The sequence below is a fragment of the Desulfatiglans sp. genome, assembly GCA_012513605.1.
In the GTDB taxonomy this organism is placed as follows: Bacteria; Desulfobacterota; DSM-4660; order Desulfatiglandales; family HGW-15; genus JAAZBV01.
Window position 1 is genome coordinate 1 of sequence record JAAZBV010000021.1, and the last position, 16,464, is coordinate 16,464.

Sequence of the window (16,464 nt, forward strand, 5' to 3'; positions counted from 1 at the left end):
CCTTTATGTCCTTCTCATCCATTATCAGAGGCTGTACCCTGACTACCTTGCCATCCTTAACCGTTACGGTTATAGGACCTTCATTCGTTAAACTCGTATATAATTTTTCCATTTCTCTCCCTTCCTTTCGTTCCTTAAGAATACCTTTACTGTCCCTCTAATATCAGGCTTTAGTTTTGTTTACAACACTAAAAATGGTAAATATATCATTTTAACTTGACACTCTAACCTAACCCCTCTATATTTCCCTTTTTTGAAAAAAGCTATATTTATTAAAATATATTATTGAAAAACAATATTTTGGAGGTCAATCGTGGCAGAAAACAAATATGAAATACTATTTTCACCTTATCATATAGGTAAGGTTCAGTTAAGAAACAGGTTTGTAAAGACAGCAGCTCAGACCTATTTTTTTGACTCAGGTGAAAAACGCGTCGGTGATACAGCAAAGGCATTTTATGGGGCAGTAGCAAAGGGCGGTGTTGGTCTTATTATTACAGAGACACCAGCAATGGAATGGCCCCTGCTTGAAGATGGCGACCGCAGATTCAGGGTCGATAATGACAAATATATCCCGCAGATGAAGGAATTAACCGATCTGGTTCACAGCCATGGTGCAAAGATATTTACCCAGTTCTATCATCGCGGCCCATGGGGACACGAATATCAATTCATAGCACAGCGTATTGCCGCATCCGCAGTACACTATACATCTCCCTATGATGTTCATCCGGAAGAGCCGCCACATTCATTGACAAAAGAGGAGATAGAGTGGTGGGTTGATCACTTTGCAGGCTGCGCAGTCAGGGTACAAAAGGCCGGTTATGACGGGCTTGAGATCAACGCAGGTGCTGACCACCTTTTCCACTCATTCCTGTCCAAATTCTGGAACAAACGTGATGATGAGTACGGCCCCCAGACAATGGAAAACAGGATGAGATTTGTTCTTAATGTTATTAGAGAGATCAAAAAACGCTGCGGCGAAGACTGGCCGGTTCAGGTACTCATGAATGCCTATGAATTCGGCGCAGGCCCTGAGGGAATTACCGCTGAAGAGGGTATCCAGATTGCAAAGGGATATGAGGCAGCCGGCGTTGACTCCCTTCATGTAAGAAACCACCTGCACGGGCACCATCAGGGTTCTTATCTGCATAACCTGCTCTGGTATCCTGAATTCTGCATTGAAGGACCTCTGGCTCCTGAAATGGACTGGAGCAAAAAAGGTGATCTTATAAATGTTCCTTCAGCAGCAAGAATTAGACGGCAGGTTACAAAACCCACTATCATGGTTCCATCAGGATTCACGGCTGATTATGCAGAGATGGTCCTTCAGAGGGGTGATGCAAATATCATCGGTTTCAACAGAAGGCTCTTTGCAGACCCGTTCTACCCGACCAAGATCAGGGAAGGCCGTCCTGAGGACATCCAGCCATGTACCCATTGCAACAACTGCGCAAAACGCTACAATGAGATCAGGCAGTGCCGTATAAATGCAGCATTCGGAACAACAAAATATGAAATTGACAAGGCGCCCAAAAAGAAAAAGGTTGTAGTAGTGGGTGGTGGTCCTGCCGGTATGCAAGCCGCAAGGGTAGCAGCTACAAGGGGCCATGATGTGACACTATATGAAGCAGGACATTACCTTGGTGGAAATCTTCCAATGGCATCTACCATCAAGAGCACCGAGCTTGAGGATATACCTTCAATAGTTACATTCTTCAAGACCCAGCTTAAAAAGCTTAATGTCAAGGTCAATATGGTCAAGGAAGTCACACCGGACATGATCCTTAAAGAAAAGGCAGATGCAGTGGTTGTCGCTGTTGGCGCTGTACCGGCTTATCCCGATGTGAAAGGTCTTGACAGCCCGAATGTTATTAAATCAACAACACTTTACAACATGCTGAAGCTATCCCTCAGATTTATGAGCCCTGACTTTCTGAATGCCTTCAGTAAATTCAGGATGCCTGCCGGATGGAACCCCTTTAAAACCATAGGTAAGAGGGTTGTTATAATAGGCGGTATGATCCATGGATGCCAGCTTGGCGAATTCATGGCAAAAAGGGGGCGTCAGGTAACCATTGTTGAACCCAATGAAGAGAATGTAGGGAAATGGCTTGCCCCTGAATACAAGAACCGGATGTTCCTCTGGTTCAAGAAAAAGGGAGTTACAGTTATTGGTGGTGTAAAACTGATAGAGATCACAAAGGAAGGGCTGAAGATAAAGACCAAGGAAGGCGAGGAAAAGATGCTTCCGGCAGATAGTATCCTTCCAGTAGGTTTTACTACCAACACTGATCTGTATGAATCACTCAAGGGCAAGGTACCTGAGCTTTATGCAGTTGGTGACTGTGATAACCCGGCGATCATTCCTGAGGCAACCGGTTCTGGCTGGAAAATAGGCAACCAGATCTAGCATTCGTTGATTTATCCAAATACAAAACCCGCAGCAAAAACTGCGGGTTTTTATTTGTATGATCCCATTTTGATACAAAATGCAGTACCAAAATTCTACTTGTCAGCATACCATGCGGCTTGCCGCATGGTATGCTGACAAGTAAGAAAAATTTATTTCCTCCAGAACTCGGGTGTGAGCAGCACAAGAACCGTATAAATCTCAAGCCTTCCTACAAGCATGCAGAAGATCAGCACCCACTTGCCTATTACCGGCACGCCTATATAGTTATCCATAGGCCCGACAGTGCCAAGGCCAGGTCCAACATTGAAAATACATGCAGCCACTGATGAAAAAGAAGAAACCATGTCAAGACCGAGCATGTTCATCAATATGGATGAGGCAACAAAAAGCATGAGATAGAGGGTGAAGAACCCCCATATACTGCTTAGTGTCTCCTGGGGCACAGCCCTTCCGTTAAGTTTTATAGTTGTTACCGCATGGGGGTGAATTACCCTGAATATCTCGTGATACCCATGCTTAACAAGCAGCATCACCCGCATGGTTTTTATACCGCCTGCAGTGGAGCCTGCCATACCGCCTAGGAACATTGCGACCAGAAGTAGCATATGGGAAAGGGATGGCCAGAGTTCGAAATCAGTAGAGGCAAACCCCGTTGTGGTAATTATTGAACTCACCTGAAAAGCCGCATGCCTTAAAGAGCTGAAGAGGCCTTCATAGACGGTACCATAGAGATCAAAGGTGATGAGTACAGTAAGTGCTGCGATCATCGAGAGGAAGACCCTGCATTCAGGGTCCTTCCAGTATATTAAAGGCCCGTCAGATATTAACCTGTAGTGAAGAGAAAAATTAATCCCGGTGATGAGCATAAAAATGATAATTACAATATCAAAGTAGGCGCTGTTATAAAAACCAATACTCAAGTTTTTCGGAGAAAACCCCCCGGATGGCATTGTGCAGAAGGCATGGTTTATAGAATCAAATATTGACATGCCGCCAATAGCCAGAAAAATTACCTGAAGCGCAGTGAGTAATATATAGACCTTCCAGAGTGTCTTTGAGGTATCAGATATCCTTGGCTTCAGTTTGTCCACCACAGGGCCTGGTATCTCCGCCTTGTAAAGCTGCATGCCTCCGACACCCAGGAATGGAAGTATTGCTATCGAGAGCACAATTATCCCCATGCCCCCGATCCACTGGGTAAGGCTTCGCCAGAGAATGATCCCGGGCGAAACTCCCTCTATATTCTGTAAAACCGTTGCACCGGTTGTAGTAAACCCTGAAACAGATTCAAAGCAGGCAGATGAAAAATCAGGAATAGCCCCTGAAATAACAAATGGTAATGCACCAAAAAGCCCTGCGGCCAGCCACCCGAAGGTTACGATCGCCACGCCATCCCTGTGGCTCAGATGCACAACCCTGTTTTTTTTGGTGCTCAGTAACATCAGGATACCAGAACCAACGGTAATGAACATAGACCATGCAAGGGCATGACTGCTTCCATCACCATCAAGCAGGGAGACCCCGAGCGGAAGACACATGGAGGCGCCAAGAAAAATAATAAGTATGCCTGTAAATCTTAAAACACTGTTCGGGTTCATCAGAAATAGTCCAGTTTAACGGTGAGGAGTTTTTCCAGCTTCGGCACAACCTCCTTAAGCGCAAAAAAGATTAGCCGGTCATTACTCTGTATCACTGTGCTTCCTGTAGGTATTATAACCTCACCACCCCTTATTACTGCACCGACCAGGGCGCCCTTGGGAAATTTTATCTGTGATATCGGTCTGTCTACGATATCGGATGTTTCAAGAGCCTCTACCTCAATGGCCTCTGCATGCTCGCCCTTAAGTGGAGCGACCGATATAACCTTCCCCTTTCTTATATACTGAAGGATAGCCCGTACAGCTGAGAGCCTCGGGCTTACAACCGTGTCAATACCGATTGCAGATACAAGGGGTATATAACTGAGCTTGCTTATCCTGGTTATAATCTTCTTCACACCCATCTCTCTGGCAAGAAGCGACATCAGGACATTGTTCTCTTCATCACCTGTAAGGGCCATCAGAAAATCCATTTCCCCTATATTCTCTTCAAAGAGAAGATCCTTATCTGTACCGTCACCGCATATGATAACAGCCTTTTCAAGCTGTTCTGACAGGAATGTGCATCTGGGGCTGTCTTTTTCTATTATCTTTGTATGAAGCCTTGTACCCTCCAGTGACTTTCCCAGGGCAAGACCTGTCTCCCCTCCCCCGGTTATCATGATATCTTTTACCTCTTTATCAACTATACCAAGAAAATTATATGCCCTGCTGATCTCATCCGCCTTTATAACCATGTAGAGGAGGTCACCTGTCTGTATTGTGTCTTTACCCTGAGGGATGAGCACCTTTTCATCCCTGATTATTGCGCCGATAAGCAGATTACCATATGAATTGCTTAACGTGGAAAGCTGGCGGCCTGCAAGATGTGAATCCTTCCTGATTGTAAAGCCTATAAGTTTGACCTTGCCATCCACAAAATTTATTACATCTGATGCCCCGGGCACTGTCATCAGGTTCATTATTGTCTCAACCATTGCGGTTTCAGGGTTGATAATCTGGTCAACCCCCAGCAACTCTTCGCCGAAAAGCTCCTTTTCATCAAGGTATTCCCTGTTTCTTACCCTCGCTACCTTCAATATGTATCTATTGAGATTTCTTGCCAGAAGGCATGCTATCAGGTTTGCCTCATCGCTGTCAGTAGCCGCCACAAGCATGTCCGCATCAACTATGCCCGCTGTTTTAAGTGTGCCGGGGCTTGTGCCGGAACCTATTACGGCCTGGACATCAAGATTATCAGTGAGCTGTTTTATCTTTGCAGGATCCTTATCAATAAGCACAACATCCTGCCCCTCCTCGGAGAGCTTCTGGGCGCAATGGAAACCGACCTCACCTGCCCCTACTATTATTATCTTCAATGAAAAGAGCCTCTTTTGATATGATTAATTACCAGTAATATTTAGTTCAGGCGTTAAAGTATGTCAATAGTCTTCAAACACCGGGAGAATAGCCAATAATTCAGCAGGTTTTTAGAATTTTTATGGACAAGATTTCAACATGATGATAATTTACCGGCCTTATGATTAATCATAATTTTTAATAATATTAAATAATTACAACAAAGCAATATGAGAATATTATGCGCAGCATAAACGGGAAATACTCCAATAAAGAACTGATAGGATATATAAACAGATTCCCTTTAAGCAGGGTCATGATAATAGGGGATATAATCCTTGATGAATATGTATGGGGTGATGTTGCCCGGATTTCACCCGAGGCCCCGGTGCCGGTTGTAGATGTTACCAGCGAGACAAAAAGGCTCGGCGGTGCTACAAATGTATTGAACAATATTCATTCACTTGGAGGCAAATGCATAATCTACGGTGTGGTCGGAGATGATGAATATGGCGGTCACCTCATTAACCGGATCAGCGAACTTGGCATCAGCACAAAAGGAATAATTGTAGACAACACAAGGCAAACCAGCATCAAGACAAGGGTTGTTGCAAGAAACCAGCAGGTCGTAAGGTTTGACAGGGAGACAAAAAGGCCAATAGATCAGGCCATAATGAAAAGACTTCTCAAGTCAATAGAAGAGTATCTGAATGGTATCAACGCTATTATTATCTCCGATTATGGGAAGGGTGTTGTTACATCACACATGATAAAGGCGGTTAAAGAGATCGTTACCGGTTCGGATATTGTTGTTGCAGTTGATCCTAAGCCTGAAAATTTCAGGTATTACAAAGGGGTTGACATCATTACCCCCAATCATCATGAGGCCGGAAGATTCTGCGGTTTTGAAATAACAGATGATGATTCTCTTATTCGTGCAGGTGAATATATCCTTGATAAGCTTAAATGCCGGTCTGTGCTTATTACCCAGGGTAAAGACGGCATGACCCTTTTTGAAGCAGACGCAGAGCCATGCCATATACCCACAGTTGCACAGAAGGTCTTTGATGTATCAGGCGCAGGTGACACAGTGATAAGCACATTATCCCTTGGGCTTGCATCAGGGATGATAAAAGAATCAGCTGCCTTTGTCTCAAACTTTGCGTCAGGCATAGTGGTGGGCGAGGTTGGCACATCAACAGTTACCGCAACGCAGCTCAAAGAGGCCATAAGAGGCCATAAAAAACAAAGGTCTAATCACTGATGAGCACACCGAGAGAATCAGACAGGGTAAAACTTATAACAAGCCTCTTTTCTGCTGAGCAGGAGTTGATAGATCAGGTTATTATCGAACTTAAAGAGGCATTTGGCGCTGTTGATGTTATTACCCCCTGGCTCATGTTTGACCGCACAAGATATTATGAAAAAGAGATGGGCTGGCCCCTGTACCGCCGTTTTGTAACATTCAGGGATCTTATATCCCCTGAAGGGCTTGTGGATAGAAAACTGATCTCAAACGCTATTGAAGAGAGATACACAGAGAGCGGTAAAAGGCGGATAAACATAGACCCGGGTTACATCTGCCTTGAAAGACTCGTGCTTGCAACAGGCAAGAACTATACACACAGGATATATCTTTCCAAAGGCATATATGCAGACCTTACACTGGTATTTAACAAGGGCACGTTTAAAGCCCTTGAATGGTCATACAGGGATTATGCTGATGCAGAATCTATCGGGTTTTTTAATATTGAACGTGAAAAATATAAAAATCAGCTAAGGGGAATAGAAGGATAATTATGTTAAAGAGTATGACAGCCTATGGCAGAAGCGATCTTGAACTTGGCAATAACCTGCTTACTGCTGAGATAAAGACGTTAAACAATCGTTACAGGGATATCATTCTCAGGCTGCCCGCCACATTGCAGGTGTATGAGGAGTTTATCAGGGCAGAGATATCTGACAGGATAAAAAGGGGTAGGGTCGAGGTATCTATGCAGATAACCGCGGGTGATGAGACAACCTGCAACCTTGAGCTTAACCGGCCCCTGCTTGATGCCTATAGTAAAATATTTAATGAGATCAACAGGGAATTTGGCACAGATGAAAGGATTAAGCCTGAATTCTTTTTACAGATCAGAGATGCAATAATAGAGAAAACAGCAGAGCCTGACCCCGAAGAGTTAAAGAGCGCCATTTCAAAACTTATAGGCCATACTCTTGACTCACTTGAAATCATGAGAACAAATGAAGGAAAGGCCCTTGCAGATGATCTTGATAAAAGGCTCGCCCTTATCAAGGGCTATTTTTTAAAGATAGAGGAAAGGGCACCATCTGTTGTCACAGAATACAAAGAAAAACTGAAAAACCGTATAGAGGTTATAGCTGAAGGGCTTGAGATTGATGAAGCCCGGCTTGCCCAGGAGGTAGCCCTTTTTGCAGGGAGGTGTGATATAACCGAAGAGATCGTGAGGGCAGGAAGTCATCTAAAGCAGTTTCACACATATATGGAGATGGATGATTCAGTCGGCAGGAGACTTGATTTCCTGATACAGGAATTAAATCGTGAGATAAACACAATCAGTTCCAAGGCATCTGACAGCATCATTTCAACCTGTGCCGTTGAGGTAAAGGCTGAGCTGGAAAAAATCAGAGAGCAGATACAGAACATAGAATAAGGGAGATAAATAATGACTCAGAAACTGGTCAATGTGGGTTTTGGCAATTCAATTGTCTCAAGGAGGGTCGTGGCCATCATATCACCAAATGCTGCGCCAATAAAAAGGTTGAGGGATGAGGCCAAGGAAGATAGAAGGCTCATTGACGCAACCCAGGGAAGAAAGACAAGGTCTGTTATAATAACCGACAGCAATCATGTAATACTATCTGCTATCCAGTCTGAGACCATTGCACAGAGATTCAGCCCTGACCTGATCCTTAGCAAGGATGAACTGGAGCCGGAAGAGGAGATATGAAAGGCAGGATATTTGTCATATCAGGCCCTTCAGGCGCCGGTAAATCTACCCTGATCAGGGGTGTGAGGGAGAGGATCGTTGACATTGGCTACTCTGTCTCCCACACTACCAGAGCGCCCCGTGCAGGTGAAAAGGATGGCAAAGACTATTTTTTTGTCGATAAAGATAAGTTCAGGGAGATGATCAATAGTAATGCCTTTGTAGAGTGGGCTTTGGTTTACGATGATTATTACGGGACATCCTATAGCACACTTTCCGACAAACTGAACGCGGGTCAGGATATCATCCTTGATATTGACATACAGGGGGCGAAAAATATTAAAGAGAAGATTGATGATTCTACCCTGATATTCATCCTGCCCCCTTCAAGGGAGCTACTTGAGCAGCGTTTAAGGGAAAGGGCAACTGACAGCGCAGAGGCCCTTACAAAAAGGATAGCCCTTGCCTCTAAAGAGCTATCAAATTGTCGCTGGTATGATTACCTGATTGTTAACGATGACCTTGAAATAGCCACAAAGGCGCTTGAGGCTGTAATACTGGCAGACAGGTGTTCAAAGACCCGGATACTGTCAGACGTTGAAGCGAGATTACATTTATAAACAGGGCCGAAGAACCCATGCAAAAAAATAATCAGATCCAGTTTATCCCTGGGATTCACAGTGTTAAAGAGGCCATCTTAAACAATAGAAACAGCATTGCTGAGATATGGGTGGATCAGGAAAAAACATCCCAGAGGATCAAAGAGCTCATAGCGCTTGCGGAGAAGCACAATATACCTGTGTTTGAAAAGGATAATGCAACCCTTAATATGGTGCTGCCCAATACAAATCATCAGGGGATAACGGCGCTTACTGAGGGTTTTAATTATACCGAGTTAACAGACCTGATAAATTCATCCAGCAGTTTAAAGGGAAAAAGACTCTTTCTTGCGATAGACCACATCACTGATGAAGGCAACCTTGGCGCAATCATCAGGACAGCCGCCTTTTTCGGCGTGAACGGTGTCATCATACCAAAGGATCGTTCAGCAAAAGTGTCAGGGGCAGTAATGAAACGCTCTTCAGGCGGTTATAATCATGTGCCTGTCTCGCTTGTGGTAAACCTTGGCAGGGCAATAGAGCAGCTTGATGAAGCGGGATTCTGGATCATAGGCACATCAGGCGATGGTAAAGAGACCATTTATGATTTTAAATTTAATGGAGATATTCTTCTTATTCTAGGTAACGAAGAAAAGGGGATCAGCCCGGTGATATTTAAACGCTGCCACCAGACACTCAACATCCCATCAAGCGGAAAGATCCATGCTCTGAATGTATCTGTGGCAGCAGGTGTGGTCATTTCAGAGATAATGAGACAAAAGCAAAATGCCATATAAAATTACTGGTTATTGTTAAGTCTGCTCTCCCAATCAAATTCAGGGGTTGTAACAGCATGTTCAAGCCTCTGGAGCCGCCTTTCAAGGCTGCTGTAACGCCTCTTTATGCGATCAGTTGCCATCTCTTTTGACCTTAAATAGCTGTCATAAAACTCCTGCTCATCCATGTTACTGATCGGCACAACAGGCTCAGGCTTCAGTAAAAATGCCAGTACAAAATAGATTATCCCGGTTGGCCAGAAACCGGTAAAGACAAAGAGTAATATGGTAAAAAACCGCACCCAGAACACAGAAAGGTCAAAGTGTTCTGCTATACCGCGGCATACACCCATTATTGCGCCATTACGTGAACGGTACAACCCTCCACCAAACATCCCTTCAAAACGATCCCTTGAAAAATGCGCTTTCATAAATCCAGCCCCCCTGTCTCTATGATATCTGTATCTGTCATACCCTCTCATTTGTTATTTTCCTTTCTTGCTCTTTCCCTTTCCATAAGAATGGTTTCAAGGGACTCAACGCGTTCTTCCATCCTGGCTAGCCCCTGGTATATCTCCTGAATCATCCTTGCCTCATCACCATTGGCCTTCTGCCCTTTTGATGAAGCACCGCCCTTAAGCATTTTAACCATAATTACAATGGTACTGCATATCACCACAAAGAAAATTAACACGATTCCCAGTACGACTACTGCCTCAAGAGCCCCCATACAATGTTACCTTCCTGATAATAAATTTCAAAAATTAGAGTGACGAAAACTTTTTATCTCTTTCATGCTCCAGGACTATTGTCTCAAGGTTTGACATGCGCTCTTCAAGCCTCTTCAGCCTTGCATCATAACCGTTAAGCATTTCATCCGGTATATTTCTCTCTTTTGACTTCATCCATCTTTTGATGATATCACCGGTTATACCCAAAACCACAATTATGATAATAAAACCGAATATACTGCCAAAGAATTGCACCTCTTTATCTCCTTTCAATTTCCAGTGATATCAATAACATTAAAAGACAATATACCTGATAAAAGTTTTTTTCAATAAAGACAGAACCTTCACCTTAAAATGACTATACTTCCTTCTGTGCCTTTGAATTCTTAAGCGCACTCAGCTCCTTTTCAATCTCATCATCAAGGCCAAGCTCTTCAAATTCCGTCTCAAGGGCGCTGCTCTTTCCATAGTTTACAAGGTCTGCCTCTGATTCTATACGCTCTATCCTGTTTTCAAGGTCATCAAAGCGAAAGATTGCATCACTGGATTCTACCCGTCTGATATCTTCCTGTGCCTTTCTCTTCCTGGTCGCATGTATGTGCCTCTGAACAAGCATACGCTGCTTTTCCCTGGCAGAAGCAAGCTTATCCTCAAGCTGGCGTATATCATTCTGGTATTCATCAATAAGTGCCTCATGCTCCTTTAGTTCAGCCTCAAGTGCAGCAACCCTTTCAGCATACTTCTTTTTCTGGATGAGCGCCTCTCTTGCCAGATCATCACGTCCTTTGCTTACCGCAAGGGGAGCCTTTTCTGCCCAGTAATCCACTCGGCCCTTTACCTCTGATATATTCCTTTCAATCTTTTTACTGCCAGCCATAACACCGGCACAAGAGGCCTTGAGCTCCACCAGTGTGTCTTCCATTTCACGTATCATCAGTTTTATAAGTTTCTCCGGGTCTTCTGCCTTATCAAGCATCGCATTAATGTTAGAGTTCACAATATCCCTGAATCTTGTAAAAATTCCCATATTAAATCCTCCTCGGTTTATGGTTTTGTCTTTATCATGAGCATGATCCATGCCAAACCCATAAAAAATTAAATATCGTTGAAATTTCAATAAATTACCAGCTTGACAGCAGAACTGGCCAGTGGTAGTATCCCCCACCAATTAGCTAAAAAAACCATCAATTGGTTTTTTTGCCTTCTCAAAACCAGTCAACCGCATCATTATACTGAAAGGATTCATCATGGTACTTGCCAGACAGAGGGTAGCCGGAAAACCACCCGTAAAAACCAATGAGGCGCTTGGTCAATCTGAAAAATTCCTTGAGTTCCAGGAGCTGCTCGCCAGGGTGGCACCCATTAACAGGCCTGTCCTGCTTCTTGGGGAAAGGGGCACTGGGAAGGAGCTTGCTGCATCAAGATTGCACTATCTTTCAAAACGATGGCAGGGGCCTTTTATAGCCCTGAACTGCTCAGCCCTGAACCCTACACTTATTGAGTCTGAGCTGTTCGGTTATGAAAAGGGTGCATTTACAGGCGCAAACCAGCGCAGGTCAGGCAGGTTTGAGGCGGCTGATGGGGGAACACTGTTTTTAGACGAGATAGGAACCATCCCCATGGAGGTACAGGAGAAAATACTCAGGGTTGTGGAATACGGACAGTTTGAAAGGGTCGGAGATTCGGCAGCCATTGAGGTTGATGTAAGGATCATAGCCGCTACAAACGCAGACCTCATACGCATGGTATCACAGGGGAAATTCAAGAGGGATCTTCTGGACAGGCTCTCATTTGAGGTGCTCTTCCTTCCTCCTTTAAGAGAGAGAAAGGAGGACATCATGCTTCTTGCAAATCACTTTGCATCCAGGATGGCCTATGAGCTTGAAAGAGAGGGTATCCCCAGATTCAGCCTGGAGGCGATAAAGGCACTGGAAAATTATGACTGGCCCGGAAACGTGAGGGAGCTTAAAAACCTTGTTGAAAGGGCCGTGTACAGGTCCAGTTCGACAGTGATCTCAGACATTAATTTTGACCCCTTTTTATCACCATATGTTGATGATGGGGATTATGATGCTGAAGAAAAGAGGGAAGAACCTGTCAGTAAGTCTCCTGCATTAGATCTGTTTTCCGATAAGACCCTTCCTGAAGCGATTAATGATCTTCAGATACAACTGATAAACAATGCCCTTGTATCAGCAAAACATAATCAGAAGATTGCTGCCAAGAAGCTGGGCATCACATACCACCAGTTCAGGGGGCTTTACCGGAAACTGCATGGGAGCATAGACTGATATCAGTATTGACCTCGACCTACCCAGTGGTCTGACACAGTTGCACTAACCCAGATCCTGTTCTCTGTCCAGTAACCGGGCTTATCAATTACCTTTATCCATGCGCCATCCACCCAGACACCACTGTTATCGTAATGGGCAGGGTTCCAGACTGTTTTATAGGTTGGAGAAATCCATTGCCTTCTTATTTCCCAGTGTCCGCCCTGTTGCCTGTATTCCTGGGGAGGTGGCGGTGGAACATAGCGGGGCTCAGGCGCCCTGTACGAATAATCCCTTGCGCTGTTGATTAAAGCAGTTGCCAGTATTGCCGCACCAACACCAATAGCAACACCCTTCAACCGGTCATGATCACGATGATGATGTCTCCTCGCTGATGCTGGACCTGCGGTTAATGCAAGCGTAAGTATAGATATGATAACGATTAAATATTTGGATTTTGTTTTCATTCTATTAACCTCCTTAGGTGTTGTTTATTTATACCGACACCGCAGGAGATCAAAAACTCAAAAAGAGGCAAAGATATTAAAGAGGAGGTTACCGCCTTTATATTCAGGGCCGCCTATGTTTATACTGCTGTTGTTTCTGAGCTTCATTACTGTCTGTATAATCCGGCTCCCGCCCCTTAATATCTCTATGTCAAGAACAGCCCTGCCCCCCTCAATACCCATAGAGGAGATATTCATGGTGACCTGCTCAGGGAGCGAAACAACCCCTTTGCTGTTCAATGCAAGAGAAAGCCCCTTCTACCTGATTCCGATCGCTGACCGCTTAAAGCTGAAAGCCCCATCCAGAATTTGACTCTTTCTGGATGGACACTACTTTAGTATAAAAGGTATCTCCACTGAATGACGACCCCGTATTTTAATCCCCTGTTTTATTCCTGGGGCCTAGAGGGGCATGATCTTCACAAGCCTCATCGCCTCTAAATCGCACTCTTTACTTTACATACTGCGGCTGAAGACAAACCTGTGCTCCTCTCCCTCAACCCTGATAACAATATTGAACTCCCCTTCCGCTTTCTCATCTATATCACCTGTATTGTATACTATAAGTCCGGTTACAGTACTGCCGGGCATTACCTCCTGCGGTTTAAAGACAAGGGATGGAACAATTTCTTCGAACTGCTCATAGACTCTAATAGTCTCTTCAAGGTCGTCTGCCGATGATAAAAATTTAGGGGCCCACATTTCTGCTATGACTTCAGCAGCCTCTGGGTGTATCATCTGCACCTCTTCAATTCTGTCGGCTGTACGTTCTATGTTTGAGAACATGCTGGAAATTATCCTGATATCTGCATGAAAATAGTCATTTTCAAGGTCTTTCATAAAATCCTCAAGAGGTTGAATCTCCAGTTTTTTTGGAGCTATAACTACATCTTTTCCCCTGAATTCCATTGATATATTCTCATTATTCATACTAAGAGGTTTTCTGCCCTTGTTCCTTACAAGAAGGTTGAAGATAATCTTATTCTTTACATGTTTGAACTTTGTGTAGTGAGCAAGAGTTACTGTGTGTTTTTTTTCGGAAATAACAGTGCCTTCGTAATCCACCTTTTGCATTAAAGAGGGCATTGCGACTGTTTTTATTTTGTGACTGCCTGCGCAGCTTTGAAGCAGGATAACTGATAACAAAAGCATTAGGTATAATCTTATTTTCATTTTAATCCCCTGTTAGTTAGTGTCCATCCAGAAACTGACGTTTTTGAATCTGAGCGGTCAGCCATCAGCATTCAGCTTTCAGCAAAAGACTTTTAAACCAAAGAGTTAGCTGACAGCTGAAAGCCCCATCCAGAATTTGTCTCTTTCTGGATGGACACTAGTTAGCGCCTATGCCCTCAAGTAGGCCTACAATATCCTTCCACCCGTTTCTTTCTGCGAGGGTGAGGGCTGTATATGGTTTATCTTCAATAACCATTACAGCGTTCATGTCCGAGCCCCACTCACACAGGCATTTTACTATTTCACTATGTCCGTTCTGGGCTGCAGTCATAAGCGCGATAGAGCCGTCCTTTGCCCTGATGTCAGTCTCTGCCCCCATTTCTACAAGATATTTTACAGTACCCGTACGCCCGTTCTGGGCTGCCATCCAGAGGGCCGTTCTGCCGTCATTCCTTATGGGGTTCAATTCTGCGCCCTTTTCAAAAAGGAGTTTAACTACATCAATATGCCCCTCCTGGGCGGCTATCCAGAGGGCAGTTATACCGTCTTTTGCTCTCTGGTTAACCTGGGCACCTTTTTCAATAAGGATATCCACTACCTCACGATCACCAATTTCAGATGCAACCATCAGGATAGTCGCTCCATTAGTCTTGTTGCGCACTTCAACTTCTGCTCCATTATCAATAAGGAACCTCAGTATGGGTCCGTGACTCCCTATAAGGGCATTCCACAATGCAGTTGTACCATCCTTTGCCTTTGCATTTATATCCGCCCCCTTTTGTACCAGGAATTTAACAAGGTCCAGATCCCCCTGGTTTACGGCCAGCATGAGGGCTGTTGTTCCGTCATAAAGTTTTGCATTTACATCTGCGCCATGCTCTATAAGAAGCCTGACTATCTCCATGTGCATCTTTTCCAGTGCCCACATAAGAGCTGTTATACCATATGGTGTTTTAACATTGACCCGGGCGCCTCTTTCCAGAAGACTTTTGACAAGGCCGGTCATGCCATGCTTTGACGCCATCATGAGCGGTGTCTCCCGCAGAAAATTTGATACACCGTTAATGGCGGCCCCTTTTTCACAGAGATACGTTGCAACCTGCTCATGGCCGTTATTTAATGCCAGCCATATTGCTGTTGTCCCATCTATTGTTGGAATATCTATTCTGGCATTGTTTTCAACCAGGAGCTTTACTATTTCATAATGTCCATTCTCTGAAGCGGCTGAGAGAGGTGTCATCCATTGGGAATTTGAAAAATGATTTACCTCTGCCTCATTTTCTATAAGGAGCTTAACAATGTCTGTATGCCCGTTTTGCGCTGCTATCCAGATGGGAGCGGTGAAGTCACGATCCTTTTTATTAACGTTTGCGTCATTTTGTATCAGAAGTTCAACAGTATCAGTATGCCCGTTCCGGGCCGAAGCCCATAGAGCGGTCATTCCATTGGAGCCTGGTGAATTTACATCCGCATGGTTTTCAATGAGGATCTTTACAACATCCGTGTGACCATTGAAGGATGCTATCCAGAGGGCCGAACCAACCCCCATTACGGCCATTACTTCATTCTCTTTTTGATCAAGGAATTTATCGATTTTTCCCCATTCCTCCCTTACAGCCGCATTATATGATTCGTCTAATAAACGGACAATTATTTTTAAATCATCTTCCGCCTTGAAATAGTTCATTTGGAGTTGGGCGATTGACCTTGTACGGAGCTCAACTCTCTCTTCTTCCGGGGTCTTTTCTCTCTCAATACCATCCAGTGGTAACTCTTCATTTGCCCCTTCCCTGTTTTTGACGTTGGCCTTTGCCCCGTTTTCCAAAAGTATCTTTACAATGTCAGCATACCCGTTTTGAGCAGCTATCCAGAGGGCTGAACCTCCGTTAAATCTGTTTTTCGTCCTTACATCAGCGTCTTTCGAGATGAGAAATTCTACAATATCCCTGTGCCCTCCCTGGGATGCAAGCATAAGGGCAGTGACGCCGTCTGTTTTTCTTCTGCTGTTTACATCAACTCCTTTACCAATTAACTGTTTTACTACCTCAAGATGCCCCTTTTGGGAGGCCCACATTAGGGCTGCAATACCGTCAATATTGTCTA

General features: G+C 44.3%; 18 protein-coding genes. 8 read left to right on the forward strand and 10 right to left on the reverse strand.

The genetic code is table 11. The annotated features are described in order from the left end of the window. The first annotated feature begins 313 nt into the window (after positions 1-313). A complete protein-coding gene (locus GX654_02555) occupies positions 314-2,413 on the forward strand; it encodes an FAD-dependent oxidoreductase (protein ID NLD35727.1) in 2,100 nt (699 codons plus the stop codon). A 152-nt stretch (positions 2,414-2,565) separates the two neighbouring features. Here GX654_02555 and GX654_02560 read toward each other — a convergent pair whose 3' ends face one another. Together GX654_02560 and trkA are read right to left on the reverse strand one after the other, a co-directional pair. Then, the gene (locus GX654_02560) at positions 2,566-4,014 is read right to left on the reverse strand and encodes a TrkH family potassium uptake protein (GenBank protein ID NLD35728.1); all 1,449 of its coding nucleotides are present in this window, start codon (positions 4,012-4,014) and stop codon (positions 2,566-2,568) included. After that, positions 4,014-5,372 (reverse strand): Trk system potassium transporter TrkA, encoded by a 1,359-nt coding sequence (gene trkA, locus GX654_02565; GenBank protein NLD35729.1) that lies wholly within the window; start codon positions 5,370-5,372, stop codon positions 4,014-4,016. Before trkA ends, GX654_02560 begins: the two co-directional genes overlap by 1 nt. A gap of 221 nt (positions 5,373-5,593) precedes the next feature. On the opposite strand from trkA, the gene rfaE1 reads away from it, so the two are divergent. Genes rfaE1 through rlmB form a run of 6 tightly spaced genes read left to right on the forward strand, consistent with a single transcriptional unit; the run spans position 5,594 to position 9,702 of the window. Continuing rightward, positions 5,594-6,616, forward strand: coding sequence for a D-glycero-beta-D-manno-heptose-7-phosphate kinase (rfaE1, locus tag GX654_02570; GenBank protein NLD35730.1), 1,023 nt, complete (start codon positions 5,594-5,596; stop codon positions 6,614-6,616). After that, the gene (locus tag GX654_02575; protein ID NLD35731.1) at positions 6,616-7,149 is read left to right on the forward strand and encodes a DUF4416 family protein; all 534 of its coding nucleotides are present in this window, start codon (positions 6,616-6,618) and stop codon (positions 7,147-7,149) included. The genes rfaE1 and GX654_02575 overlap by 1 nt, the downstream gene beginning before the upstream one ends. Before the next feature lie 2 nt (positions 7,150-7,151). Further along, positions 7,152-8,030 carry a YicC family protein gene (locus GX654_02580; GenBank protein ID NLD35732.1) on the forward strand — a complete coding sequence of 293 codons (879 nt, stop codon included), beginning with the start codon at positions 7,152-7,154 and terminating at the stop codon, positions 8,028-8,030. A gap of 12 nt (positions 8,031-8,042) precedes the next feature. Further along, positions 8,043-8,327: a DUF370 domain-containing protein gene (locus GX654_02585; protein NLD35733.1), complete on the forward strand. Its 285-nt coding sequence runs from the start codon at positions 8,043-8,045 to the stop codon at positions 8,325-8,327. Then, positions 8,324-8,926: a guanylate kinase gene (gmk, locus tag GX654_02590; GenBank protein ID NLD35734.1), complete on the forward strand. Its 603-nt coding sequence runs from the start codon at positions 8,324-8,326 to the stop codon at positions 8,924-8,926. The genes GX654_02585 and gmk overlap by 4 nt, the downstream gene beginning before the upstream one ends. A 17-nt stretch (positions 8,927-8,943) precedes the next feature. Next, the gene (rlmB, locus tag GX654_02595; GenBank protein ID NLD35735.1) at positions 8,944-9,702 is read left to right on the forward strand and encodes a 23S rRNA (guanosine(2251)-2'-O)-methyltransferase RlmB; all 759 of its coding nucleotides are present in this window, start codon (positions 8,944-8,946) and stop codon (positions 9,700-9,702) included. A gap of 2 nt (positions 9,703-9,704) precedes the next feature. On the opposite strand, the gene pspC is transcribed toward rlmB, so the two are convergent. The 4 genes from pspC to pspA all read right to left on the reverse strand — a co-directional run bounded on the left by pspC (position 9,705) and on the right by pspA (position 11,439). Next, the gene (gene pspC, locus GX654_02600; GenBank protein NLD35736.1) at positions 9,705-10,163 is read right to left on the reverse strand and encodes an envelope stress response membrane protein PspC; all 459 of its coding nucleotides are present in this window, start codon (positions 10,161-10,163) and stop codon (positions 9,705-9,707) included. Beyond that, positions 10,160-10,411, reverse strand: a complete 252-nt coding sequence (locus GX654_02605; protein NLD35737.1) for a phage-shock protein — start codon at positions 10,409-10,411, stop codon at positions 10,160-10,162. The genes pspC and GX654_02605 overlap by 4 nt, the downstream gene beginning before the upstream one ends. A gap of 34 nt (positions 10,412-10,445) precedes the next feature. After that, positions 10,446-10,667, reverse strand: a complete 222-nt coding sequence (locus GX654_02610; GenBank protein ID NLD35738.1) for a hypothetical protein — start codon at positions 10,665-10,667, stop codon at positions 10,446-10,448. A gap of 103 nt (positions 10,668-10,770) precedes the next feature. Next, positions 10,771-11,439, reverse strand: coding sequence for a phage shock protein PspA (gene pspA / locus GX654_02615; GenBank protein NLD35739.1), 669 nt, complete (start codon positions 11,437-11,439; stop codon positions 10,771-10,773). 220 nt (positions 11,440-11,659) lie between these two features. On the opposite strand from pspA, the gene pspF reads away from it, so the two are divergent. Then, positions 11,660-12,703, forward strand: coding sequence for a phage shock protein operon transcriptional activator (gene pspF / locus GX654_02620; GenBank protein NLD35740.1), 1,044 nt, complete (start codon positions 11,660-11,662; stop codon positions 12,701-12,703). 2 nt (positions 12,704-12,705) lie between these two features. Here the strand turns inward: pspF and GX654_02625 are convergent, their stop codons facing one another. From GX654_02625 to GX654_02640, 4 genes are all read right to left on the reverse strand, one after another. After that, complete coding sequence (locus GX654_02625; GenBank protein NLD35741.1) at positions 12,706-13,149, reverse strand: hypothetical protein; 444 nt, start codon at positions 13,147-13,149, stop codon at positions 12,706-12,708. A gap of 57 nt (positions 13,150-13,206) precedes the next feature. Next, positions 13,207-13,428, reverse strand: a complete 222-nt coding sequence (locus tag GX654_02630; protein NLD35742.1) for a hypothetical protein — start codon at positions 13,426-13,428, stop codon at positions 13,207-13,209. A gap of 216 nt (positions 13,429-13,644) precedes the next feature. Next, the gene (locus GX654_02635; protein ID NLD35743.1) at positions 13,645-14,361 is read right to left on the reverse strand and encodes a hypothetical protein; all 717 of its coding nucleotides are present in this window, start codon (positions 14,359-14,361) and stop codon (positions 13,645-13,647) included. 157 nt (positions 14,362-14,518) lie between these two features. Further along, positions 14,519-16,435 (reverse strand): hypothetical protein, encoded by a 1,917-nt coding sequence (locus GX654_02640; protein NLD35744.1) that lies wholly within the window; start codon positions 16,433-16,435, stop codon positions 14,519-14,521. Positions 16,436-16,464 lie beyond the last annotated feature (29 nt).